Annotated in this window: 27 protein-coding genes; 13 read left to right on the plus strand and 14 right to left on the minus strand. The window is 64.0% G+C overall.

Going from position 1 to position 23,212, the window contains the following annotated elements; all coding sequences use genetic code 11:
* Nucleotides 1–77: 77 nt before the first annotated feature.
* On the plus strand, nt 78–251 hold the full coding sequence (locus Q4G24_RS09565; RefSeq protein ID WP_303366295.1) for a DUF1674 domain-containing protein: 174 nt from the start codon (nt 78–80) through the stop codon (nt 249–251).
* Between the two features lie 58 nt (nt 252–309).
* Here the strand turns inward: Q4G24_RS09565 and rfbA are convergent, their stop codons facing one another.
* The 5 genes from rfbA to dapB are packed head-to-tail and all read right to left on the minus strand — an operon-like array spanning nt 310 to nt 4,463.
* Nucleotides 310–1,182 (minus strand): glucose-1-phosphate thymidylyltransferase RfbA, encoded by an 873-nt coding sequence (gene rfbA / locus Q4G24_RS09570; RefSeq protein WP_303366296.1) that lies wholly within the window; start codon nt 1,180–1,182, stop codon nt 310–312.
* Nucleotides 1,179–2,033: a dTDP-4-dehydrorhamnose reductase gene (gene rfbD / locus Q4G24_RS09575; RefSeq protein ID WP_303366297.1), complete on the minus strand. Its 855-nt coding sequence runs from the start codon at nt 2,031–2,033 to the stop codon at nt 1,179–1,181. The genes rfbA and rfbD overlap by 4 nt, the downstream gene beginning before the upstream one ends.
* Nucleotides 2,034–2,037: 4 nt before the next feature.
* Nucleotides 2,038–3,075, minus strand: coding sequence for a dTDP-glucose 4,6-dehydratase (gene rfbB, locus Q4G24_RS09580; RefSeq protein WP_303366298.1), 1,038 nt, complete (start codon nt 3,073–3,075; stop codon nt 2,038–2,040).
* Nucleotides 3,072–3,626, minus strand: coding sequence for a dTDP-4-dehydrorhamnose 3,5-epimerase (rfbC, locus tag Q4G24_RS09585; protein ID WP_303366299.1), 555 nt, complete (start codon nt 3,624–3,626; stop codon nt 3,072–3,074). The genes rfbB and rfbC overlap by 4 nt, the downstream gene beginning before the upstream one ends.
* 27 nt (nt 3,627–3,653) lie before the next feature.
* Nucleotides 3,654–4,463 (minus strand): 4-hydroxy-tetrahydrodipicolinate reductase, encoded by an 810-nt coding sequence (gene dapB / locus Q4G24_RS09590; protein WP_303366300.1) that lies wholly within the window; start codon nt 4,461–4,463, stop codon nt 3,654–3,656.
* Between the two features lie 75 nt (nt 4,464–4,538).
* Between dapB and rbfA the strand changes: the two genes are divergently transcribed.
* The 4 genes from rbfA to Q4G24_RS09610 all read left to right on the plus strand — a co-directional run bounded on the left by rbfA (nt 4,539) and on the right by Q4G24_RS09610 (nt 7,365).
* On the plus strand, nt 4,539–4,970 hold the full coding sequence (gene rbfA / locus Q4G24_RS09595) for a 30S ribosome-binding factor RbfA (RefSeq protein ID WP_303366301.1): 432 nt from the start codon (nt 4,539–4,541) through the stop codon (nt 4,968–4,970).
* Nucleotides 4,971–5,007: 37 nt separating this feature from the next.
* Entirely contained in the window at nt 5,008–5,721 is a 714-nt protein-coding gene (locus Q4G24_RS09600) for a phosphodiester glycosidase family protein (protein ID WP_303366327.1), read from the plus strand.
* 32 nt (nt 5,722–5,753) lie between these two features.
* Nucleotides 5,754–6,647, plus strand: a complete 894-nt coding sequence (gene truB, locus Q4G24_RS09605; protein ID WP_303366302.1) for a tRNA pseudouridine(55) synthase TruB — start codon at nt 5,754–5,756, stop codon at nt 6,645–6,647.
* Nucleotides 6,648–6,771: 124 nt separating this feature from the next.
* On the plus strand, nt 6,772–7,365 hold the full coding sequence (locus Q4G24_RS09610; protein WP_303366303.1) for an outer membrane lipoprotein carrier protein LolA: 594 nt from the start codon (nt 6,772–6,774) through the stop codon (nt 7,363–7,365).
* A gap of 113 nt (nt 7,366–7,478) precedes the next feature.
* On the opposite strand, the gene Q4G24_RS09615 is transcribed toward Q4G24_RS09610, so the two are convergent.
* The gene (locus tag Q4G24_RS09615) at nt 7,479–8,066 is read right to left on the minus strand and encodes a lytic transglycosylase (protein ID WP_303366304.1); all 588 of its coding nucleotides are present in this window, start codon (nt 8,064–8,066) and stop codon (nt 7,479–7,481) included.
* A gap of 146 nt (nt 8,067–8,212) precedes the next feature.
* Between Q4G24_RS09615 and Q4G24_RS09620 the strand changes: the two genes are divergently transcribed.
* Entirely contained in the window at nt 8,213–9,388 is a 1,176-nt protein-coding gene (locus tag Q4G24_RS09620; RefSeq protein ID WP_303366305.1) for an acetyl-CoA C-acyltransferase family protein, read from the plus strand.
* A 33-nt stretch (nt 9,389–9,421) separates the two neighbouring features.
* On the opposite strand, the gene Q4G24_RS09625 is transcribed toward Q4G24_RS09620, so the two are convergent.
* The 8 genes from Q4G24_RS09625 to Q4G24_RS09660 form a co-directional block, all read right to left on the minus strand.
* The gene (locus Q4G24_RS09625) at nt 9,422–10,846 is read right to left on the minus strand and encodes a glycosyltransferase family 39 protein (protein WP_303366306.1); all 1,425 of its coding nucleotides are present in this window, start codon (nt 10,844–10,846) and stop codon (nt 9,422–9,424) included.
* Entirely contained in the window at nt 10,821–11,129 is a 309-nt protein-coding gene (locus tag Q4G24_RS09630; RefSeq protein ID WP_303366307.1) for a lipid-A-disaccharide synthase N-terminal domain-containing protein, read from the minus strand. The genes Q4G24_RS09625 and Q4G24_RS09630 overlap by 26 nt, the downstream gene beginning before the upstream one ends.
* A complete protein-coding gene (locus Q4G24_RS09635; protein WP_303366308.1) occupies nt 11,126–11,860 on the minus strand; it encodes a glycosyltransferase family 2 protein in 735 nt (244 codons plus the stop codon). The genes Q4G24_RS09630 and Q4G24_RS09635 overlap by 4 nt, the downstream gene beginning before the upstream one ends.
* A 73-nt stretch (nt 11,861–11,933) precedes the next feature.
* Nucleotides 11,934–12,548: a VUT family protein gene (locus tag Q4G24_RS09640; RefSeq protein ID WP_303366309.1), complete on the minus strand. Its 615-nt coding sequence runs from the start codon at nt 12,546–12,548 to the stop codon at nt 11,934–11,936.
* An 82-nt stretch (nt 12,549–12,630) separates the two neighbouring features.
* Nucleotides 12,631–13,533, minus strand: coding sequence for an esterase-like activity of phytase family protein (locus Q4G24_RS09645; RefSeq protein WP_303366310.1), 903 nt, complete (start codon nt 13,531–13,533; stop codon nt 12,631–12,633).
* Nucleotides 13,506–14,381, minus strand: a complete 876-nt coding sequence (gene mepA, locus Q4G24_RS09650) for a penicillin-insensitive murein endopeptidase (protein ID WP_303366311.1) — start codon at nt 14,379–14,381, stop codon at nt 13,506–13,508. Before mepA ends, Q4G24_RS09645 begins: the two co-directional genes overlap by 28 nt.
* A 13-nt stretch (nt 14,382–14,394) precedes the next feature.
* The gene (locus Q4G24_RS09655) at nt 14,395–15,744 is read right to left on the minus strand and encodes an MFS transporter (RefSeq protein ID WP_303366312.1); all 1,350 of its coding nucleotides are present in this window, start codon (nt 15,742–15,744) and stop codon (nt 14,395–14,397) included.
* Nucleotides 15,745–15,800: 56 nt separating this feature from the next.
* Nucleotides 15,801–16,355 (minus strand): acyl-CoA thioesterase, encoded by a 555-nt coding sequence (locus tag Q4G24_RS09660; RefSeq protein ID WP_303366313.1) that lies wholly within the window; start codon nt 16,353–16,355, stop codon nt 15,801–15,803.
* 125 nt (nt 16,356–16,480) lie between these two features.
* On the opposite strand from Q4G24_RS09660, the gene Q4G24_RS09665 reads away from it, so the two are divergent.
* From Q4G24_RS09665 to Q4G24_RS09695, 7 genes are all read left to right on the plus strand, one after another.
* On the plus strand, nt 16,481–17,128 hold the full coding sequence (locus Q4G24_RS09665) for a hypothetical protein (RefSeq protein ID WP_303366314.1): 648 nt from the start codon (nt 16,481–16,483) through the stop codon (nt 17,126–17,128).
* 196 nt (nt 17,129–17,324) lie between these two features.
* Complete coding sequence (gene asd / locus Q4G24_RS09670; RefSeq protein WP_303366315.1) at nt 17,325–18,512, plus strand: aspartate-semialdehyde dehydrogenase; 1,188 nt, start codon at nt 17,325–17,327, stop codon at nt 18,510–18,512.
* 3 nt (nt 18,513–18,515) lie between these two features.
* Nucleotides 18,516–18,809 (plus strand): YggT family protein, encoded by a 294-nt coding sequence (locus Q4G24_RS09675; protein WP_303366316.1) that lies wholly within the window; start codon nt 18,516–18,518, stop codon nt 18,807–18,809.
* Between the two features lie 7 nt (nt 18,810–18,816).
* The gene (locus tag Q4G24_RS09680; protein WP_303366317.1) at nt 18,817–19,164 is read left to right on the plus strand and encodes an alpha/beta fold hydrolase; all 348 of its coding nucleotides are present in this window, start codon (nt 18,817–18,819) and stop codon (nt 19,162–19,164) included.
* Nucleotides 19,161–21,203, plus strand: a complete 2,043-nt coding sequence (gene recQ, locus Q4G24_RS09685; protein WP_303366318.1) for a DNA helicase RecQ — start codon at nt 19,161–19,163, stop codon at nt 21,201–21,203. The genes Q4G24_RS09680 and recQ overlap by 4 nt, the downstream gene beginning before the upstream one ends.
* Nucleotides 21,204–21,251: 48 nt before the next feature.
* The gene (gene msrP, locus Q4G24_RS09690) at nt 21,252–22,127 is read left to right on the plus strand and encodes a protein-methionine-sulfoxide reductase catalytic subunit MsrP (RefSeq protein WP_303366319.1); all 876 of its coding nucleotides are present in this window, start codon (nt 21,252–21,254) and stop codon (nt 22,125–22,127) included.
* 648 nt (nt 22,128–22,775) lie between these two features.
* The coding region (locus Q4G24_RS09695; RefSeq protein ID WP_303366320.1) for a sulfite oxidase heme-binding subunit YedZ at nt 22,776–23,212 on the plus strand (437 nt) is incomplete at its 3' end.

Genomic DNA, 23,212 nt, shown 5'->3' on the forward strand with positions numbered 1-23,212 from the left:
GGCCGGGTTTGGCCTTGTTCCGGGGGTGCGGGTTTTTTACCATAAGGTTCATTTAATCCTTTTTACGGGAGCGCGCCATGAGTGAAAAACCCGACATCCCCGCCGCCGCCCAACGCGCCCTTGCCGAAGCCGAGGCACGCCGCAAAGCCGCCAAACCGCTGGATCTGCCGGTGGAATATGGCGGCCGCGATGGTCCCGAGCCGGTCCGTTTCGGCGATTACGAGAAAAAGGGCATCGCCGTCGATTTCTGAGCCGTCGGATGGATATTTATGGACAAAAGATTTAGGCTTTTGTCCATGAATTGACAGGTCAGCTCAGCAGTCGGGCGAGGTATTCGCCATAGCTGTTCTTGCGGAACAATTCGGCGCGGGCGCGAAGCTGATCTGCGCTGATCCAGCCCTTGTTATAGGCGATTTCCTCGGGGCAGCCGGTTTGCAGGCCCTGACGGTTTTCCAGCGTGCGCACGAAATTGCCCGCATCCAGCAGGCTGGCATGGGTGCCGGTGTCCAGCCAGGCAAAGCCGCGTCCCATCAGCTCGACGGTCAGGCTGCCATCATGCAGATATGTTTCCAGCAAGGTGGTGATTTCCAGTTCGCCCCGCTCTGATGGCTGGACCTGGCGGGCGCGTTCCGAGGCGGTGCCGTCAAGGAAATAGAGGCCGGTGACAGCGTAATGCGACGGCGGGATGCTGGGTTTTTCGATGACCGCCCGCACGGTGCCGTTTGCGTCGAAATCGACCACGCCATAGCGTTCCGGGTCGGATACGCGATAGCCGAAGACCGTGCCGCCCGTATCCCGCACCCCGGCTGAATCCAGCAATTTGGGCAGGCCGTGGCCAAAGAAGATATTATCGCCAAGCACCATGGCCGAGGGCGCACCGTCCAGAAAATCCTCGGCCAGCAGATAGGCTTGCGCCAGCCCGTCGGGCGAGGGTTGCACGATCCATTCAAACCGCAGCCCCCATTGCGCACCGTCGCCAAGCAGGCGTTGGAACTGGGCCTGATCCTCGGGGGTGGTGATAATGGCGATGTCGCGGATGCCGGACAGCATCAGCACCGAAATCGGATAGTAAATCATTGGCTTGTCGTAAATCGGCAGAAGCTGTTTCGATACGCCCATGGTGATGGGATAAAGGCGTGTGCCGGACCCGCCTGCCAGAATGATGCCTTTGCGTTGGGTCATTTTTGGGTCTCCAATGCGGTCAGGACGTGGTCCAGACCGATGCGCCAATCGGGGCGCGTGATGTCGAAATCACGGGCGATGGCCGTGCAGTCAAGGCGCGAGTTCAGCGGTCGTTGCGCCGGGGTCGGATAGGCGCTGGTGGGAATATCCGTCACCTGTGTGGGCAGGCCCGCGCGGGCAAAGATTGCGCGGGCAAAATCGGCCCAGCTCGTGTCTGGGGTGCCGCTGAAATGATAGATCCCGCCGCTGCGGGCCGGGTCGGCCAGCATGGTGCGGACGATGGTCAGCATGGCTTCGGCGATGTCTGCCGCCGGGGTCGGACCGCCGATCTGGTCGGCCACGATGGTCAGCGCCTCACGCTCGGCCCCGAGGCGCAGCATGGTTTTCACGAAATTGCTGCCGTCCTGCGAAAACACCCATGAGGTGCGCAGGATCACCGCGCGGGGGTGCGCCGCCATGACCGCCTGCTCGCCCGCCAGCTTGGTTGCGCCGTAAACGCCAAGCGGGCCGGTTGCGGCGCTCTCATTGCGAGGCTGGTCGCCGCTGCCGTCAAAGACGTAATCGGTCGAGACATGCACAAAGGGCAGTCCTTGCGCTGCGCAGGCGGCGGCGATGGCGGCGGGGGCGCCGGTGTTGACCAGACGGGCGGCCTCGGGTTCTGCTTCGGCGCGGTCCACGGCGGTCCATGCGGCGGCGTTCAGCACCGCGTCGCAATCGCGGACCATGGCGGCGCAGGCGGCCGGGTCGCTCAGGTCGGCCTGATCCCGGCCAAGAAAGACGGCATCAGGCAACAGGCGTTGCAGCGCCTGCGCCACCTGACCCGTTTTACCGAACACCAAAAAACGCGCCATCAGATCAGCCTTTCCCAAGCCGCTGGCCCACGCCGTCGCGGTTCAGCAGCGGTTCCCACCAGCCGCGGTTCGACAGATACCATTCGACCGTGCGGCGCAGCCCTTCCTCGACCGTGACCGAAGGCCGCCAGCCCAGCTCATTGCGAATCCGCGTCGGGTCGATGGCATAGCGGCGGTCATGGCCGGGGCGGTCGGTGACGAACTGGATCAGACCGGCATGAGGCGCACCTTCGGGGTGCAATTCGTCCATATGCGTGCAGATGGTGCGCACGAGGTCGATGTTCGTCGCCTCGTTCTCGCCGCCGATATTATAGCTGCGGCCAAGCGCGCCCTTTTCCAGCACCAGAAGCAGGGCGTCGGCGTGATCCTCGACATACAGCCAGTCGCGCACGTTGCCGCCGTCGCCGTAAACCGGGATCGGGCGACCGTGCAGCGCGTTCAGGATCACCACCGGCACCAGCTTTTCGGGGAAATGATAGGGGCCGTAATTGTTGGAACAATTGGTCAGCACCACCGGCAGGCCATAGGTTTCATGCCACGCCCGCACCAGATGGTCGGACCCGGCCTTGGATGCCGAATAGGGGCTGCGCGGGTCATAGGGCGTGGTTTCCGTGAACTGCCCGGTCTCGCCCAGCGAACCGAACACCTCATCGGTGGAAATGTGGTGGAACCGGAAACCGTCCGGTTTGCCCTCGCGCGTCCAGTAATCCCGCGCCGCCTCCAGCATGTTGAAGGTGCCGATGACGTTGGTTTCGATAAACGCCGCCGGGCCGTCGATGGAACGGTCTACATGGCTTTCCGCCGCCAGATGCATCACCGCATCGGGGCGGTGGGTGGCGAACACCCGATCCAGCGCCGCGCGGTCGCGGATGTCCACCTGTTCGAACGCATAGCCCGGATCACGCGCCGCATCCGCCACGTTTTCGAGATTCGCCGCATAGGTCAGCGCGTCGAGATTGACTACCTCATGCCCACGCGAAACCGCCAGCCGCACCACGGCAGAGCCGATAAACCCCGCGCCACCTGTGACCAGAATCTTCATGCCTGCCCCCCGAACGGTGATGCCCAATCAGCGAAGGCCGGGGCGGCTGCATCCTTTGGCGACAACAGCGGCGTATCCACGCCCCAGTCGATGCCCAGCGAATCCCAGCGCACCGCGCCGTCACATTCGGGCGCATAGTGATCGGTGCATTTATAGATGATTTCCGTATCCGGTTCGCGGGTCACGAAACCATGCAGGAACCCCGCCGGAATCCAAAGCTGTTTGCCGTTTTCATAGGACAGCTCGACCCCGACCCATTTGCCGTAATTCGGGCTGTTTGGGCGCACGTCCACGGCCACATCGAACAGCCGCCCGCGCCCGCAGCGCACCAGCTTGCCCTGGGCATGGGGCGGGCTTTGATAATGCAGCCCGCGCAGGGTGCCTGTGGCGCTGGACATGGAATGGTTGTCCTGCACGAAATCCGGCAGATGGACGCCTGCGGCCTCCAGCGTCTTGCGGTTCCAGCTTTCGCTGAAAAAGCCCCGGTCGTCGCCAAAGCGGCGCGGGGTCAGAATCAGCACTTCGGGCAGGGCGGTCGTGTCAATTTGCATGGCAGGTCTTTCGGTCAGAAAAGCGGCTCAGTTCAGGCCCAACACATCCATCATGTCATATTCGCCGGGGCCTTTGTCCTGTCCCCAAAGCGCGGCACGCAAGGCGCCACGGGCAAAGATCGCGCGGTCGGTGGCGATATGGCGCAGCATGACGCGCTCGCCCTCGCCGGCGAAAATCACGTCATGTTCACCGACCACATCGCCGCCGCGAATGGCGGCAAAGCCGATGCTGCCGGGGCGACGCGGGCCGGTCATACCCTCACGCGCAGGGGTGCGCAACGCGTCCAGCGTGGTGCCACGGCCTTCGGCGGCGGCCTCGCCCAGCATCAGCGCGGTGCCGGATGGAGCATCGACCTTGTGGCGATGATGGGCCTCGACCACCTCAATGTCCCAATCCATGCCAAGCGCAGCAGCGACGCGCCGGGTCAGCGCCGTCAGCAGGTTCACGCCAAGGCTCATGTTTCCGGCGCGGATGATGGGGGCGTGACGGGCAGCGGCCTTCAAGGCCGCCAGATCGGTTGCCGAAAGGCCGGTGGTACCGATCACATGCACGGCGCGGGCCTGCGCCGTCAGTTCCGCAAAAGCCACGGTCGCGGCGGGGGCGGTAAAGTCGATCACCGCCTGCGCCCGCGCAATCGCGGCCACCGCGTCATCGGTGACGGTCACGCCGACCGGCTGGCCACCAAGCGCCACACCTGCGTCACGCCCGATCCAGTCGCTGCCGGGACGTTCCAGCGCCGCCACCAGCCGGGCCTGATTGCTGGCCAGCACCTCGCGCAGCAGCATCTGCCCCATCCGGCCCGACGCCCCGGTAATCACGATCCCCGGCTTTTCCATTCTGCGCACCTCTTTTGCAGTTTGCGCCTTACTAGCCCGTTGCGGCCCGCCCCGCGAGTCCTTAGATGTCAGCGCATGGCAAACCGATTTCATCAGGGCAGCGGCCCGTCGCAACGACAGCTTCGCGTGGGGGAACTGATCCGCCGCACGCTGTCGGATGTGCTGCTGCGCGGCGATGTTCACGACCCGGAACTGAACCGCCATTCGATCACCGTGGGCGAGGTCACGACCTCGCCCGATCTCAAGGTCGCAACGGCCTATGTGCTGCCGCTTGGCGGGCGTGATGCGCAGGACGCGCTGGCGGCGCTGCGGCGCAACGCGGCGGAACTGCGCCATCTGGTCGCCAAGGGCATGACGCTGAAATATGCGCCGCAACTGCGCTTTGTGCTGGACGAGACCTTCGACCGCATGGACGACACCCGCCGCATGTTCGCGGATGAACGTGTGCGCCGCGATGTCGGGGATCACGACGAACAAGACCACGACGACGATGTGGCAGAGGATTAAACGCCGCCTTGGTGTGGCCTGCGGGGCGCTGGTGGCGATGGGGCTGCCCGCCGTGGCCGATACCTGCAAGCGGATGGATTTCGACGGCCAGGGCTATGTCATCTGCACCGTTACCGCCGCGCAGGAACCCGATCTGCGGTTGTGGATGAATGATGCGGGTGGCAAACCCTATGCCAATTTCAACCGCATCCGCGCCGCGCTGCCCGAAGGGCAGGCGCTCGCCTTTGCGATGAATGCCGGGATGTTCCATTCCGACCTGTCGCCCGTCGGCCTGCTGGTGCAGGACGGTGAACAGCAGGCCCCCATCGTGACCGCCGCCAGCAAGGGCAATTTCGGGATGCTCCCCAATGGGGTGTTCTGCACTGGCGGGGCAAAGCCGTTTCAGGTGATCGAAAGCCGCGCCTTTGCCGCCAGTCGCCCGGATTGCCGTCTGGCCAGCCAGTCCGGCCCGATGCTGGTGATCGACGGGGCTTTACACCCACGCTTTCTGGTTGATTCCGACAGCCGCTATATCCGCAATGGGGTGGGCGTGTCGGCGGATGGGCAGGCGGCCTATTTCGTCATATCGAACCGGGCGGTGACGTTTCATCAGTTCGGGCGGCTGTTCCGCGACGGGTTGGGCCTGCGTGATGCACTGTATTTCGACGGCTCGATCAGCCGCCTTTATGCGCCGGATCTGCGACGCAATGACTGGGGCCGGTCGATGGGACCGGTGATCGGGTTGGTTGACGCATCCGGCGCGGACGGCTAATCCGCCGCCTTTCGGGTAAAAGGGGCTTTCCGATGGCACGCAAAAAGGGCCGCGATATTTCCGGCTGGCTGGTGGTGGATAAACCGGCAGGGATCGGCTCGACCGATGTTGTGGGCCGCGTGCGCTGGGCGCTGGACGCAAAAAAAGCCGGTCACGCGGGGACGCTGGACCCGGATGCAACCGGACTGCTGGCCGTGGCGCTGGGAGAGGCGACCAAAACCGTGCCGCTGATTACCGACGCGCTGAAATGCTATGACTTCACGGTGAACTGGGGCGCGGAAACCAACAGTGACGATGCCTCGGGTCAGGTGTTGCGAACCAGCGACGCCCGTCCCGATGCCGCCGCGATCGAAGCGGCGCTGGCGGCCTATCGCGGCGACATCATGCAGGTGCCGCCTGCGGTTTCGGCGGTCAAGGTCGATGGTGCCCGCGCCTATGATCTGGCGCGTGAGGGTGAGGCCGTCGAGCTGGCCGCCCGCCCGCTTTACGTTGATGAGCTGACCCTTGTGGCGGCCCGCGAGGGCAGCGTGGATTTGCGCATGGTCTGCGGCAAGGGCGGCTATGTCCGGTCTGTCGCCCGCGATCTGGGGCGCGATCTGGGTTGCCTTGGTCATGTCCAGACCTTGCGCCGGATCTGGTCCGGTCCATTCGACCTGACCGATGCCATCGGCTTCGACCAGATCGACCGCAGCACGCAAGCGGCGGTCGAAGCTGCCCTGTTGCCGCTGCAAGCCGCGCTGACCGACCTGCCCGAGATGCGCGCCACCCCCGAAGGCGCGGCCCGCATCCGCAATGGCAACCCCGGTCAGGTGATTGGCAGCGCCGAGTTTGGGGAAACCGTCTGGGTCAGCCATCAGGGTCAGGCCATCTGCGTTGGCCGTTATATGGGCGCAGAGGTGCACCCGAGCCGTGTCTTCAACCTGTAACCCGACGGTTTCGGAACCGTGAACACCCGCGCCGGAACATTCAACTTTGCGCGGGCGTTATGGCACGAAAGGCTTGCGATCATGTGTAGTGCAAGCCGCTGAAAAAAAGGACATGACTGGACGCATGAAACTTGCATCACTCGCCCTTGCGCCCGCCCTCGCCCTTGGTCTCGCCGTTCCGGCTATGGCCGAGAAAATCCCGCTGAACGAAATCAGCCGCTATCTGAACAGCATCCGCACCGCACAGTCTGCCTTCACGCAGGTGAATGGTGACGGCACCATCTCGACCGGGACGGTGTTCATCCAGCGTCCGGGCCGGGTGCGGTTCGAATATAACAACGAACCGACCGTGGTTATGGCGTCCGGCGGGACGGTCGCGGTGTTCGACATGAAGTCGAACGGGGCCGAACAGCAATATCCGCTGAACACCACGCCGCTGTCGATCATTCTGGCTGAAAACGTCAATCTGGGTCAGGCCCGGATGGTGACGAATCATACCGAATCGGAAAACGCCACCGTCGTGACCGCGCAAGACCCGGCGCATCCTGAATATGGCAACATCCAGATGCGCTTCACCTCGAACCCGACGCAGTTGCGGCAATGGGTGGTGACGGATAATGCCGGGATGAAAACCACCGTCGTTCTGGGTGAAATGGCTACGGGCGTTTCGATCCCGTCCAGCAAGTTCGATATTTCCCGCGAACAGCGCCGTCGCTAGGGCAGAAGCCTCCGGCGGGGATATTTAAGTGAAGAAGAAGCCGCTTTCTTCTTCATCCAAATATCCTCGGGGGTGAATGGCCGCAGGCCAGAGGGGGCGCGAGCGCCCCCTTTTTACGTTCGCCCGCAAGCCTGAAGCTGGCCGCGGTAGGTTGCCGCACGGGACTGCACCCGATTGGATACGGTCATCAGCCACGGCTTGCTGTTGTGGCTGCCGCGGGCAAAGCCGCTGCGGCCCTCGTGATAGGCCAGATATTGTGACCCGGCATCCCATTTCGACAGGCCAAGCCGGCGGCTGCTGCCGTCCATATACCAGCCCATGAAATCGGTGGCGTCATTGATATTGTCGCGTCGCGCCCGGCGGTTGCCGGTTTCCTTCATATATTCTTCCCAGGTGCCATCCAGCGCCTGCGAATAGCCATATGCGCTGGATTGCCGACCGATGGGGATAATCCCCAGCGCATATTGATGCGGGGTTTTGGCGTTGCCGATGAACTTTGATTCCTGATGAATCGTCGCCATCTGGACGTGAACAGGGATGCCCCAGCGCTGTTCGGTGCGTTTCATGGCGCGGAAATAGGCGGGACGCTCGGCCAGAATGGCGCAGGCGTTTTCCAGATCGCGTGGGGCTTTGTAATTGCCGCCCCCGCCCCCGCAAGAGGCCACCAGCATCACGATGGCCAGTTTCAGATAGTTGTTCATGCTGCTGCCTCGGGTTCTTTTTGGGTGATTTTAGCCTATTCGTGACGGAAGGGAAATGCGCGTATTCCTGCCCAAGCGGCTTGGCGCTGACGCTGTGGGGTGCTTATTGTGGCGGGAATCGGTATGAGACTCAGGAGGGAAACCCCATGACCGACATCGTGATCCTGTCTGGTGCGCGCACTGCCATCGGCGGCTTTGGTGGCAGCCTTGCGGCGGTGGCGCCGATTGATCTGGCCAGCACCGTGACCCGTGCCGCGATCGAGCGGGCGGGTCTGACCCCGGATGCCATTGGCACCGTGGTCTTTGGCCATGTGCTGAATACCGAACCGCGTGACATGTATCTGTCGCGGGTGGCGATGCTGAATGCGGGTGTGCCGAACACCACCCCGGCGATGAACGTCAACCGGCTGTGCGGCTCGGGCGCGCAGGCCATTGTGTCGGCCGCACAGGCGCTGATGCTGGGTGACGCCGATTTCGCCGTTGCGGGCGGTGCCGAATCCATGAGCCGCGCCCCCTATGCGGTGCCTTCGGCGCGGTTCGGGGCCAAAATGGGCGATGTGCAGATGCTGGACATGATGACCGGCGCGCTGACCTGCCCGATGGGGACCGGCCATATGGGCGTGACGGCGGAAAACGTCGCCCGTGAATCCGAGATCACCCGCGAAGAACAGGACGCCTTTGCCCTGCAATCGCAGGAACGGGCGGCGCGGGCGATTGCCGAGGGCTATTTCAAGGATCAGATCGTTCCGGTCGAGATCAAGACCCGCAAGGGCGTGGTCGCCTTTGACACCGACGAACACCCCAAGGAAACCAGCCTTGAAAAGCTGGCGGGTCTGAAAGCCGTGTTCAAAAAGGACGGCAGCGTGACGGCGGGCAATGCCAGCGGCATCAATGACGGTGCTGCCGCCGTGGTTCTGGCCCGCGCGGATGCGGCCAAGGCGGCGGGGCTGAAGCCACGCGCCCGGATTCTGGGCTATGCCGTGGCCGGTGTCCGACCCGAGGTGATGGGCTATGGTCCGATCCCTGCCGTGCGCAAGCTGCTGGAGAAAACCGGGCTGAAAGCCAGCGATTTCGACGTGATCGAATCGAACGAGGCTTTCGCTTCGCAGGCGCTGGCTGTCACCAAGGAGCTGGGGCTGGACCCGGCCAAGGTGAATCCGAATGGCGGTGCGATTGCGCTGGGCCATCCGGTCGGGGCCACCGGCGCGATCCTGATGGTCAAGACCATGTATGAGCTGGAGCGGACCGGCGGCTCGAAAGGGCTGATTACGATGTGCATTGGCGGCGGTCAGGGTATCGCCATCGCCATCGAACGGCTTTGACGCCAAGGCCCGGTTCCCGCAAGGGGCCGGGCCTTAGCGCAGGCTGTTCAGGCAGGCATCTGATAAAGTGGCGGTCTGGACTGTGCCGGTCAGCACCTGCGGATTGCTGGCGCAGCCGGGCAGGTTGCGGCCGATAAACAGCGCCGGACCGGGTTCCGTGGTCAGCGGATAGATCAGCTCATAATGGCTGTCGGCGGGGCGGTTTTTCGGGGGCAGGGCGCGGATCAGCGCCCTGTCCTCGTTCTGTTTGCCCCCGTTCTGATAGAACAGTTGCGCCAGCACATCGCGGTCGCTGGCGACGACCAGCGCCGGTTGACCACCATGCGGGGTCTGTTTCAGTGCCGCACGGATCGGCGCGGCAAAGCCCTGATAGCGGGCCAGCAACGGCTGGCCGTTGGGCAGGCGGATCTGGCCGCCGAAGACGGCCAGCAGCGGCAGGGCCAGTGCCAGCACTCCGCTGATCCCGAGTGATGCCACCCATGCCCACCGCCGCCGCGCCAGCAGCGCCGCCGCAAGGGTGACCCCCGGAACATAGGCGCCAACGGCCCAGTTTGCGTTGGCCCCGGCGTTGAACGCCTGCGCGGTGCAGATCAGCAGCGGCGCGGCAGCCAGTGGGATCAGCGGACGCAGTGCCGCGGGGGCCTTGGCAAAAGCCAGCAGCAACGCAGCAAAGACCAACGGCCCGGCAACGGCGAATTGCTCGGCCAGAAATCGCAGCCCCTTGTCCAGATGCAGGCTGACACCCTGATAATCGGCATTTTCCGCCGTGTGACGGACGGTGGCCATGTCATGCGCCATGTTCCACGCGATATTCGGCGCAAAAGCCAGTAGCGCCGTAGCCGCGACGATCAGCGCATCACACCAGCGCAGCCGCCAGCCGGGGAACAGCGCCAGCGTGACCGCCATTCCGACCAGCGGAAAGGCCATGGCATATTTCGACCAGAACCCGGCGGCGATGGCCAGCCCCAGCAGCACCGCACCCACGCGGCCCGCGCCCTGCGCCTGCCGGTGCCACAGCCAGAGGCTCAGCGCCAGGGCCAGCATCATCGGGCTGTCGGTGGAAATCAGCAGGCTGCCGGTGGATACGGCGGGCAGGGTGGCATAGCTGACCCCGGCCAGCGCCGCGACGGGTGCCGCGATAAGTGCCGGGGCCAGCCGCCGGGCCAGCGCCAGCACCGCCAGCGCCGCCGCGCCATGGACCAGCGGCCACGGCAGCCGCGCGACCCATGGTGCGTTGCTGCCGGTGATCTCATTCGCCAGCCGGATCAGCCAGCCGACCAGCGGCGGCTTGGAATAGGCTCCGGCGGCCAGTTCCTGCCCCCAAAGCCAGTATTGGGCCTCATCGACGTAAAGCTCCAGCGACGAAAACGGGATCAGCGCCAGCCGATACAGGGTCAGCCCAAGGATGGCGGCGGCGGCCAGCCGGATCGGGTCAGGCTTGACGGGCGCGGTTTGCATAGATCAGCCACAGGTTACGGATATAGATAAAGGTGCCAAGGCTTTGACCAAGAATGAACACCGGGTCGCGCCGGTGAATGGCATAGGCCAGCAGGGTCAGCCCGCCCGCCAGCGAGAAATACCAAAAAGCGACCGGCACCACCGATTCCCGCGCCCGTTCCGATGCGAGCCACTGGATCACAAAGCGAAAGGTGAACATCAGTTGGGCCAGCAGGCCAAAGATGACCCATGCCAGTTCATAATTGGTCGGGACGTGAAACGCTTCGCGCAGCCAGTCGATCATTCGGGGCGCTCCTTTTCGGGCAGGGGCTGGACGGTTTTGCGCCGCGCGATCAGCCATGCGACGCCGCACAGGTCGCGGATGCTGACCAATGCGCGTTGCAGATTGGAATAGTTCGACACTCCCGCCCGGCGCGGGGCGTGGGTCACGTCGATATGTGCGATGCGCCAGCCGTCACGGGCGAACAGTGCCGGCAAAAAGCGGTGCTGGTGGTTGAAATAGGGCAGCGCCAGATAGGCGTCGCGCCGGAACGCCTTGAGGCCGCAGCCGGTGTCGCGGGTGCCGTCACGCAGCAGCGCCCGGCGCAGCCCGTTCCCGATGCGTGAGGCCAGCCGCCGTGACAGGCTGTCCCTGCGCCCGATACGTTGTCCGGCGATCAGTGCCAGATCCGGGTCACGCAGCAAGGGCGTCAGCACCAGCGGCAGTTGGTCGGGCGGGTTCTGGCCGTCGCCGTCCAGCGTGGCGATGATCGGGGCGCGGGCGGCGCGGACCCCGCTGTGAACCGCTGCCGACTGGCCGCCGCTGACCGGGTGGCGCAGCAGCCGCAGCCATGGGCGGTCGGCCTGCATGGCGCGGATCACGGCCACGCTGTCATCGGTCGATCCGTCGTCGGTGATCAGCGCCTCGAACCGGCCCAAAGGGATGCAGGCGGCCTCGATCCCGTCGATCAGCGCGGGCAGGTTGCCGGATTCGTTACGCGCTGGAATCACGACGGAAAAAACTGGTTCCTGCAATGCTGCCCCCGGCTGTGTCTGCGCAGGGCAAAGCATAGCCGGAGGAGGTTCACAAGTGACGGTTCTGTGACGGTCAGGCGGCCTGCCGTGGCGTGGTCAGATATTGCACGATCATGCGGAACGGCACCAGCGACAGCGCCGCCATCGCCATTTTCACCAGCCAGTCGGCCAGCCCCAGCGAGGCCCAGAAGGGCGCACTCGGGCCAAAGTCCAGCAGCGGCACCATCTCGGTGGCCCAGGCCGTATCCGCCGCCGGGTCGATAAAGGCAAAGGTGGTGGAAAACGCGATCGAGAAGAACAGCGCCGTATCAAGTGCCGAACCCACGACCGAGGAGGTCAGCGGCGCCTGCCACCATTTCGCCCGCGCCCGCAGCCGGTCGAACACCGCCACATCGGTCAGTTGCGCAATCAGGAAGGCGGTGCCGGATGCAATGGCGATGCGAAGCGTGGTCTGGCCAAAGCCCGCTGCCACCAGCGAGGCGATGACCCCAAAGATGAACCCGGCCAGCACCACACGCCGCGCAGCGGATGCGCCATAGACGCGGTTCATCACATCGGTGACAAGAAAGGCCAGCGGATAGGTCAGCGTGCCGCCGGTGATGAAATTGCCAAGGTGAAACTGGACAAGGATGTTCGAGGCCAGCACAACGGCGGCCATGGCAAGGATGCCGGGCAAAAAGCGGGTCATGGTATATCCGTTTTACAAGGTAGCGGAAGAACTCGGCCCCCGATGGGGCAGCGCGGGCCTTACGCGACCTTGGGCGGGGCTGTCAATCGCGGATGCGGTATTCGACGATTTCCGTGCGCTGGATGAACAGAAAGTTATCGTCGGAAATCATCGTCAGCCGGATGCCAAGATCGTCCTGCCAGACGGAAATCCCCTCAAGGTTATCATAATGCAGCGGCCGGGTTTCCAGCACGGTTTCCGGCTGGCCGGGGCCTTTGGGGCCAAAGTCAAACCGCCTGACCCGGCTGGAGAATCCGCGGATGCCAAGAAAGCGGCGCTCAAGGATATAGAACCGTCCATCGGGGCCGAAATCTGATCCGGCCACCAGCCAGTCGCCATCGCGCGGGATCGACCAGGGCTGATCCCATGCGCCATCCTCGCCATCATCGCACCAGCGCCAGATCGGAAAGGCTGTATCGCGGCTGCCGGAATCCTCGGGCATGGTCAGCAGGCAGCCGTTCGGTTCCATCGCCAGCGATTCGAGGCTGGCATTCGGGATCAGATCGGCAAAGGCGGGCGGCGACGGGATGCGCCGCGCCGGGCTGGCGGGGGTGATGTAACCGGCAATGCGGTTCAGCCCCTCGAAACTGACCCAAAGCGTGCCATCCGGGGCAATCGCCAGCCCTTCGGAATCGCCCTGCCAGCCGGGTTTCAGCGGCTGGCCCTTGCTGTCGCGCAACCGGGTCTGGCCCAGGGTTTCAACGCCCCTGATCCGGCCCGCCGTGTCCCGCTCGATCCGGCCCCAGCGCAGGGTGCCGCGATCTGACAGGGCGGTGATCTGGTCGCCGTCCTCGGAAATCTCGACGGCGGAATAGCCGCCGAAATCCGGGTCGTTTTCAGACCAGACATAGGTGGCGATATAATCGACAGAGACGGCACCCGCAGGGGGTGCCGCCATCAGTCCGAAAGCTGCAAGAATCAGCGCGAGGCTGCGACGGATTGGCATTGGTTCGGCAGGTCCGCCATCGTAAAGCTGCGCGGGTGGCGATAGTTGGGATCAGCTGGCACCGGCTTGACCCGGCTGGGGTCGATACGGTCGCGGATCATATCCGCCGCCGCCCCGCAATGGTCGCCCGCAGGCACCTCGGCCTGACCGTCGCAGGCACGGTTGCCCGCCGGACAGCGCAGCCGGACGTGGAAATGATAGTCGTGGTTGTTCACCACCTGAATCTTGCGCAGATAGCTGCGGTCGCCGGTTTCCGTCTGACACATGGCCCATTTCGCCACCGGATCGACAAAGATCCGCTGCACCCGAGGGTCACGCGCCGCCGCCCGGATGATCGCCATATGCTGCGGCGACCACAGGCCCGATGGTTCGATCCCGTTGCGGGCGACAACGGATTGCGAGGACAAATTCTCGCGCTGTGCTCGCGTCAGGCTCAGCGAGGACGGTGGCAGCATCCATATATCGGCATCCAGCCCAAGCTGGTGGCTGGCATGGCCGCTGGTCATGGGGCCGCCACGCGGCTGGCTCATGTCACCGACGTAAATCCCCTGCCAGCCGACCTGCTGCGCGGCGCGGGACAGGCCGATCAGGAAATCCACCAGCTCGGGCTGGCCCCAGTTGCGGTTGCGCGACAGTCGCATAGCCTGCCAGCTTGGCCCGGTTTCCGGCAGTTGCACATTGCCCGAGGCGCAGCCCCGCGCATAGCCGCCGATGGGCGATGCCGGCCCCTGGTTTGCGGCGGCAAAGCTGCCGAACACGTCTTTCGCAAGCTGCTGTGCATCGGCGGGCAGGGCAAGGCCCGTCGCCAGCACGGCGGCACTTATGGTTGTCAGGATTTTGCGGATCACTGCTCTGGCTCCGTTATTTTTCGCCATTCGGATTGACCCATCTTAACAGCACCAGCGCCAGAAGGAACATCACGATCAGCGGCGATATGCCAATGCGCTGTGATTCGCTGATAAGGGTGACGGCGGTAATCGTGGCGGGCGCCAGAAAAGCGGTGGCTTTGCCGGACAAGGCGTAAAGGCCAAATGCTTCGGTGGCACGCTCCGGCGTGGTGTGGCGCACCATCATCGTGCGGCTGGCGGCCTGTAACGCCCCGCCCGCGCCGCCAATTGCGGCACCCAGCACGAACAGCGTTGCATCGGGCAGACGCGAGCCTTCCGCCAGCGCAATGCCAAAGATCGAATGACGGTCCATTCCGACCAGCACCACGCAGACCCCGATCAGCACCAGCGTGCAGGCGATAATCACCGGCTTTGGTCCGAAACGGCGGTCGGCGCGACCCCCGATCCAGCTTATGATGGCGGCGGCAATGGCGCTGACCACGCCGAACACCCCGGCCAGAAACACCGGCCAGCCCAACACCGTGCCGGCATAGACCCCACCGAACCCATAAAGCGCATTCAGCGCATCGCGGGAAAACATCGACGACAGCAGCCATGCCGTAAGGCTGCGCCGGTCGCGCAGGCTACGGATCAACGCCCACAACCCGCGCATCGCTGGCCCGATCCGCACCCGTCCGGCACTTGCGGGTTCGCGCACCCACAGGAAAAACGGCACCATGAACACAACATACCAGATCGCCGTCAGCGGCCCGACGAATCGCGTCCCCTCACGCGCCGCTGCATCCAGCCCAAAGATGGGCGCAATCCCGATCAGCGTGCGCCCGGTCGCCGGGTTCTCGGCAAACAGCAACAGCATGATGGCCAGCGCCACCACCCCGCCCGCATAGCCAAAGGCATAGCCGGAACCGGACACCCGCCCGATCTCATCCTCGGGGGCGATACCGGGCAACAGGGCGTTGGTGAAGATGGTGGCGAACTCCATCCCGATCAGACCGATGCCAAAGAACACCAGCGCCATGCGCAATCCCGGATCATGCGGCACCAGCCCCCAAAGACCTGCCGCGCCGATCACATACAGTCCCGAGAAAAGCCAGATCCACGGCATCCGCCGCCCGGATGTGTCGGCAATCGCGCCCAAAACCGGTGCCAGAACCGCAATCACCACCCCGCTGACCGACAGGCCCATGCCCCAAAGGCTTTGCGCCCGCGCCCCGGCCGCTTCGGCGCTGAGGCCCTGCGCAATGAAATGCCCCTGCGCGACCTCGGCAAAATAGATCGAAAAGATAAAGGTCAGCAGTAATGTCGCATAAGGCTGGCTGGCCCAGTCAAAGAACCACCAACCCCAGATGCGCTTTCTGTCCATCTTTTGTCCTTAAATATCCCGGGGTCCGGGGCAGCGCCCCGGTTCTGCGCCGCAGTCTAAACTGCCCCTTGTGCATCTGGCATGACAACCGGCGGCCATGGCCGCCCGGCATCCGCCGCGATCCACGCCTGCACCCAGTCGGGCAGGGCGGGGCTGTCCACTGCCAGCCCCATGGCGGCCATCACCTCGGCGGGCGGCACGATCCCGTTCGCGCCGGTAAAGGCCATACGCAGCAGCATATGGTTGCAACATTCACCGCCGCGCCACATCGACTGGTCGATATAGGCGAACCGCTGATCCCAGCCATGCACCCGCGACAGCATGGTAAAGCGGTGAAACACTTTGACCCGCCGCCGGTATCGGGTCGAGTTCCCCGCCACCGTCAGCCCCCATTTCTTTTCCTTCAGAATGTGAACCAGCCCGGTGCGTTGCGCCAGTGGGATACGGCCAAGGTCATAAAGCGTCAGCGTGCGGCCGTTGTTCAGCTCGATCCACGGGTCCAGATCCCAGGGCCAGCAGATATGATGCGACACATGCGTGTCCAGCACCCCAAGCGGCGGGGCCGAGCGGAACTTGAACATTTCTTTTGCAAGGCGGGCGAAAGGATACATCAAAACCTCATGTCTTTACCGCCACCGAACCAGCCCCTGCCGCCCGCGTCAATGGTGACGCGGCGGTGACGCGTTGACTTTGCGCCATACGCCATAATAACGGAGTAAATACAGCAGGAGCGCATATGAGCAAGACGGAACAGTCGTGGTGGCATCAACCGCTTTGGGCGACGGTCCTGGGTGGGCTGGTCCTGCTTGTTATCGGCGCGGCGGTGACGCGCCTTTGGGATACACGAAACCACGGCAGCAGGATTGCGCAACTGGAGCAGGCTCTTGCCAAAAGTGAAACGGCGCTGGCCCGGCTGCAAGACGGCAGCAGGCAGCCCATGCAGGATGAACCCGCCCGTATCCGTCTGCAATCGCTGGAGAGCAGGGCCAAGGACATTGATGTCTGGCTGGAAGACCTGACGGGTTCCCTCAGGGATCTGTCGGACAAGCTCGGCAGTATCGAGGCAAGCGGGCTGTCCGCCCGACTGACCGATCTGGAGACCGAGGGCGACGACAGCCAGACCCGGCTGGATGATCTGCAAGGCAAGATCGCTGATCTGGACGCCATGGCCCAGCGCATCGCGGCGCTGGAGGCAGGCACCCGTCCCAAATGTGCCGAGATCATGCAGCAGGCCATTGCCCCGGCCGCCAGCGGCTCGACGGTCGGCTATCGTGACGACAACGGGCAATGGCGGACCTCGGCGGAGGACACAAGGGCCGCTTTCGTCAAACTTTACAACGATTTGAATTGCGCTGAAATCGCGGCCCCGATCCCGCAACGATAGGGTGTGACCCCTGTTTCATGCCCTGATTGACGCGGCATGGCGTCAGGGCGGAACCCCGGTATGGCGGCGGCCAAGGCTTGTCCCGCGATTTTTTGGGATGCGGGCTGCGCTGACAAGCGAAGGTGCTGCAAACGAAAATGTGCCGATCCCTGATCCCTTAACCGGCCATTGCGCCGAATCCCCCCTTGCACTAGGTATGGCGCAATTTTTCGATGAACGGGCGGATGCGATGCTGGGTGCAAATGGAAAGAAACCGCTGGTCGGGCTGGTCGGCTGGCGGGGCATGGTTGGCTCGGTTCTTATGGACCGGATGGCAACCGAGGGCGATTTCGACCTGATCGAACCGCTGTTCTTTTCGACCTCGAACGCGGGTGGCGCGGCCCCTCGGGGCGATGCGCCGCTGGCGGATGCCTATGATCTGGACACGCTCAAGCGCTGCGATGCGATCCTGACCTGTCAGGGCGGCGACTATACGTCCGAGGTGTTCCCAAAGCTGCGGGCTGATGGCTGGAACGGCCACTGGATCGACGCGGCCTCTACCCTGCGGATGGAAAAGGACGCGCTGATCGTGCTGGACCCGGTGAACATGCCGGGGATCAAGGATGCGATGGCGGCGGGCAACCTGAACTGGGTTGGTGGCAACTGCACCGTGTCCTGTATGCTGATGGGCGTGGGCGCGCTGTATAAGGCCGGGCTGGTGGAATGGATGTCTACGCAGACCTATCAGGCGGCATCCGGCGGCGGTGCGCAGCACATGCGCGAACTGCTGGCCCAATACGGCACCCTGAATGCCGAAGTCCGCGATCTGCTGGACGATCCGAAATCCGCCATTCTTGAGATCGACCGCAAAGTTCTGGCCCGTCAGCAGGCGATGCTGGGCAGCGATGAGATCCGGCAATTCGGTGCGGTGCTGGGCGGCAGCCTGATTCCGTGGATCGACAAGGACTTGGGCAATGGCATGTCCAAGGAAGAATGGAAGGGCATGGCCGAAACGAACAAGATCCTCGGTCTTGGTCCCGACGCGCTTGGCGGCTCGGCCGAGGCGGCGATTCCGGTTGATGGCTTCTGCGTCCGCATCGGCGCGATGCGCTGTCATTCGCAGGCGCTGACCTTCAAGCTGCGCGGCGATGTTCCCGTGGGCGAGATCGAGGCGATGATCGCCGAGGATAACCCCTGGGCCAAAGTCGTGCCGAACACACGCGAAGACACGATGCGCGACCTGACCCCGGTGGCCGTCACCGGCACGCTGACGATTCCGGTCGGGCGTATCCGCAAGCTCGCCATGGGGCCGGAATATGTCGGTGCCTTTACCATTGGCGACCAACTGCTGTGGGGCGCGGCCGAACCGCTGCGCCGGATGTTGCGTATTCTGATCGAGGCTTGATCCATGCTGACCGTTTATCAGGCTTTGATGCTGATTCTGGATATTCTGTGGTTCGTGATGATCGCGCATATCATCATGTCATGGCTGATTAACTTTCAGGTGCTGAACCTGCGCCAGCCGCTTGTGGCGCAGCTTTGGACCGGGCTTTCCGGCCTGCTGGAGCCGATCTACGGCCCCGTTCGCCGCATCCTGCCAGCGACCGGAGGCGTGGATTTCGCGCCGCTGGTGGTGTTCGTGATCCTGATTATCGTCCGGCAGGCGCTGGCCAATAATATCGGCATGTTCGTCGGCTACTGAGGCGGCGATGTGGCGGGCGTGGACAGAGGGCGGGGCTGACCGCCCGGCGGCCCTGTTCCTGCACGGCTGGCTGATGGATCACTACGACGAAAAGGCGGCGTTTGACGGGGCCTTTGCGCAGGCGGGTTTCGCACGGCTTTATTGCGACTTGCCTGTCATGGGAAACAGCCATGCTGTGCCTGTTCCCCATGATCTTGACGGGTTTCTGGATGCGCTGGCGGCCTTTTCGGGCTGGTCTCGGGCCAGTTTTGCGGTGCTGGACGCGGCGGGCCATGAATGGCCGCTGTCACATCAGAAGCCATTGCTTGATGCGCTTGTGGACGATTTCCTGCGCCGGGTTGAGGACGCGGGATGAGCGCAGCAACCCTTCTGCGTCAGGTTTGGGGTTTCGACGATTTTCGCCCCGGACAGGCCGAGATCGTCAGCGCCGTGGCGGGTGGCCGCGACGTCTTGGCGATCATGCCGACGGGGGGTGGCAAATCGCTGTGCTATCAGCTTCCCGCCCTGATGCGGGACGGGGTGACGGTGGTGATCTCGCCGCTGATAGCCCTGATGCGCGATCAGGTCCGGGCGCTGCGTGAAGCAGGGGTTGCGGCAGGGGCGCTGACCAGCGGCAACACCGAGGAGGAGACCCGCGAGGTCTTCGAGGCGCTGGACCGGGGTGCAATCCGGTTGCTGTATATGGCGCCCGAACGGTTGGCCTCGGGCGGGACGCTGCCTCTGCTGCGCCGCGCGGGGGTGACGGCGATTGCCGTGGATGAGGCGCATTGCGTCAGCCAGTGGGGCCATGATTTCCGTCCCGATTACCTGCGTATCGGGGATCTGAAGCGGGCGCTGAACGTGCCGCTGTCGGCCTTTACTGCCACCGCTGATCCCGAAACCCAGGCAGAAATCGTGACCCGCCTGTTCGCGGGGGCGCAGCCACAGGTGTTCCTGCGCGGCTTTGACCGCCCGAATATCCATCTGGCGTTTCAGCCCAAGGACGGGCCACGGGCGCAGATCCTGAACTTTGTCGCGGACCGGCGCGGGCTGGCGGGGATCGTCTATTGCGGCACCCGTGCGAAAACCGAGACTCTGGCCGCCGCGCTGATGGCCGAGGGACACCCGGCGGTTGCTTATCACGGCGGGCTGGACCCCGATGCGCGGCGCGAGGTCGAGGCGCGTTTCCAGCGCGAGGACGGGCTGATCGTCGCCGCCACCGTCGCCTTTGGCATGGGGATCGACAAGCCGGATATTCGATGGGTCGCCCATGCGGACCTGCCCAAGAGCATCGAAAGCTATTATCAGGAAATCGGTCGTGCCGGACGGGATGGCGCCCCGGCCGAGACGCTGACGCTTTACGGTCCCGACGACATCCGCCTGCGCCGCAGCCAGATCGACGAGGGGCTGGCCGATGCCGCCCGGAAACAGGCGGACCACGCGCGGCTGAACGCCCTGCTGGGTCTGGCCGAGGCCACGGCCTGCCGCCGCCAGCGCCTGCTGGCCTATTTCGGTGAGGACAGCCCCCCTTGCGGCAATTGCGACCTTTGCGACAACCCGCCGGAAACCTTTGACGCCACCGATCCGGTGCGCATGGCCCTGTCGGCCATGCTGCGCACAGGAGAATGGTTCGGCGCGGGCTATATTATCGACGTGCTGACCGGCAATGCGACGGATAAGGTTGCGCAGCGGGGCCATGACCATCTGCCGACCTTTGGCGTGGGCAAGGCGCTGTCGCGTGGCGAGTGGCAGGCCGTCTTGCGGCAGATGCTGGGTCTGGATCTGTGCCGTCCCGATCCCGAACGCCACGGCGGGTTGCATATTACCGAGGCCGCGCACCCGGTCCTGCGCGGTGAGATCCCGGTTATCCTGCGTCGCGACCTGATCCGGCGCGGCAAAGCCCCTGCGGTGGTGGTGCGCACGCTGGTTTCGGACGAGGACGCGCCGCTGCTGTCCGCGCTGAAAGCCAAGCGCCGGGCACTGGCGGAATCGGCCCGTGTCCCGGCCTATGTGATCTTTCCCGACCGCACCCTGATCGAGATGGCCGAGACCCGCCCGCAGACGCTGGATGATATGGCCCGGATCAGCGGCGTGGGTGCGAAAAAGCTGGAACGCTATGGTGCGGATTTCCTGACTGTCATCGCCGGAGAGGTGGGGCAGATGCACCCGGCTCGCCGCAAGCTGGCGGGTCGCGCGGCGGGCAGCCTGTTCGACCGGCTGGATGAAATCCAGCGCGGTCTGGCCCATGGTGCGGATGGAATCAGCAAGCCGCTGTCCTGTTCCACGGCCACTCTGCGCCAGATTGCCGAGCGCCGCCCGGCCACGCTTGTGGCTCTGGCCCGGATTCAGGGCATGGGGGAGGCGCGTCTGGACCGTTTCGGCACGGCGTTTCTGGACGCCATCGCGGAAAGCTGAAACGACAACCGCGCGGGATGTGTTAAGACAGCGCAAAGGAGACCCGCAATGAAGCTGAACTGGTCTGATGTCACCCCGCGCCACCTATGGCTGAATCGCCGCCAGATTATCGCCGGCTTGGGGGCTATGGCCGCCGCGCCCGCTGTGGCGGGGACGTCCGGGCTGGTGCCGACCAGCTTTGCCGATGCGACGAATTACAATAATTTCTACGAGTTTGGTTTTGGTAAGGGCGACCCCGCCTGTTTTGCCCCGGCGCTGACGACCGACCCGTGGCCGGTGCAGATCGACGGGCTGGTGGATCGCCCCGGCAGCTATGCGCTGGAGGACATCGCCCCCGGAACCGCACAAGAGGAACGCATCTATCGTCTGCGCTGTGTCGAGGCGTGGTCGATGGTGATTCCGTGGATCGGGGTTCCGCTGGCTTCGGTTTTGGCGCGGGTGGGGGTGCAACCGGGTGCGAAGCATGTCGCCTTTGAAACCCTGCTGCGCCCCGAGGAAATGCCGGGTCAGCGCAGCCGCCAGCTTGACTGGCCCTATCGTGAGGGGTTGCGGCTGGATGAGGCCATGCACCCGCTGACCCTGCTGGCGACCGGCATGTATGGCCAGCCGATGCCGAAGCAGAACGGCGCCCCGATCCGTTTGGTGGTGCCGTGGAAATACGGGTTCAAGTCGATCAAGTCGATCGTCCGCATCACCCTGACGGCGGATCAGCCGCAAACCACCTGGCAGCAGATGCAACCCGAGGAATACGGCTATTATGCCAATGTGAACCCGGCGGTGGATCATCCGCGCTGGTCGCAGGCGTCGGAGCGTGTCATCGGCGCGGGCCTTCTGGGCGGGCGCCAGGACACGCTGCCCTTCAACGGCTACGCCGATCAGGTGGCGGGGCTTTATGCCGGGATGGATCTGACGACACATTACTAAGGGCGCAGCTTTCAGGCGGCACGCTGTTCGCCCGACCTCGTGCTGATCCGCAACGGCCCGCGGTTCTGTAGGGATGTCACGGCACAATCAGACGTCGCACATTCGATGCGGCAAACACCTTTGAGGTTACGCGCGTCTCTTCACCCCAATGGGGCAATCAGCACGCGGGCGCGGCCATCCTTCGGCAAGGCCATAGAGGTCATATTTGCATCCGCAGGGACATAGCGTTGCCTTTCGCATCCGATCCGACGCTTTATGCTGGGGTTATGGCGGGCCTGAACGCGCCCGCTGTGCTTGATGGGTTGCATTATCACGAGACTGGTAAGTGCTGCGGACGCCGCGTGTGTCAGCGAGCGGAGAACTGGTTCCGTTATCCAGACGACTGATTCGGGTGAGGGTGCGTTCACCTTGTAAAGCTGGCGGTATCCCAACCGGGCAGGTTTTACGGACCAGCGCGGCAAGCCCCGCAAAAGTGCCACAATGAAAAGCGCGATGCGGCAGCGAATCGACCGCAAACCGACCCCGGCAGGCAGCAGGCCCGCCAGCAAAACGCAAAGCACCATCCAGCAGCGGCGCATGGGTAAACCCTTTCCTGTTACGATATGCAGGGTAGGGTAGAGAGGTTAAGAAACCATCAACAAACGACCGATGCATAAAGTTTTAAGCATTTATCTGACTCGTCTGCGCCGCTTGCCGGTCTGGTGCGTCTGGCTGGCCGGGTTAATTCCGCTGGTGCTGCTGGTTTGGGATGCGCTGATCGGGGCGCTGGGGGCGGACCCGGTGCGGATGATCGAACATCGCTTGGGACGCACCGCGCTGTATTTCCTGATCGCCAGCCTTGCGGTGACGCCGCTGCGACGGCTGGGGCTGAACCTGATCCGCTATCGCCAGGCGCTGGGGCTGCTGAGTTTTACCTATGCCGCGCTGCATGTCGTCGTTTGGGTGGTTCTGGATATGGGCCTGCGCTGGGGGCAGATGGCGGGGGACATCCTGAAACGCCTCTATCTGGGATTCGGCATGGCCGGTTTCGTGATTCTGCTGCTTCTTGCTCTTACGTCTCCTTCATCTGCGCGTTGTTTGTTGGG

Origin of the sequence: Paracoccus sp. (in: a-proteobacteria) (assembly GCF_030538695.1) — a bacterium.
Classification (GTDB): Bacteria; Pseudomonadota; Alphaproteobacteria; order Rhodobacterales; family Rhodobacteraceae; genus Paracoccus.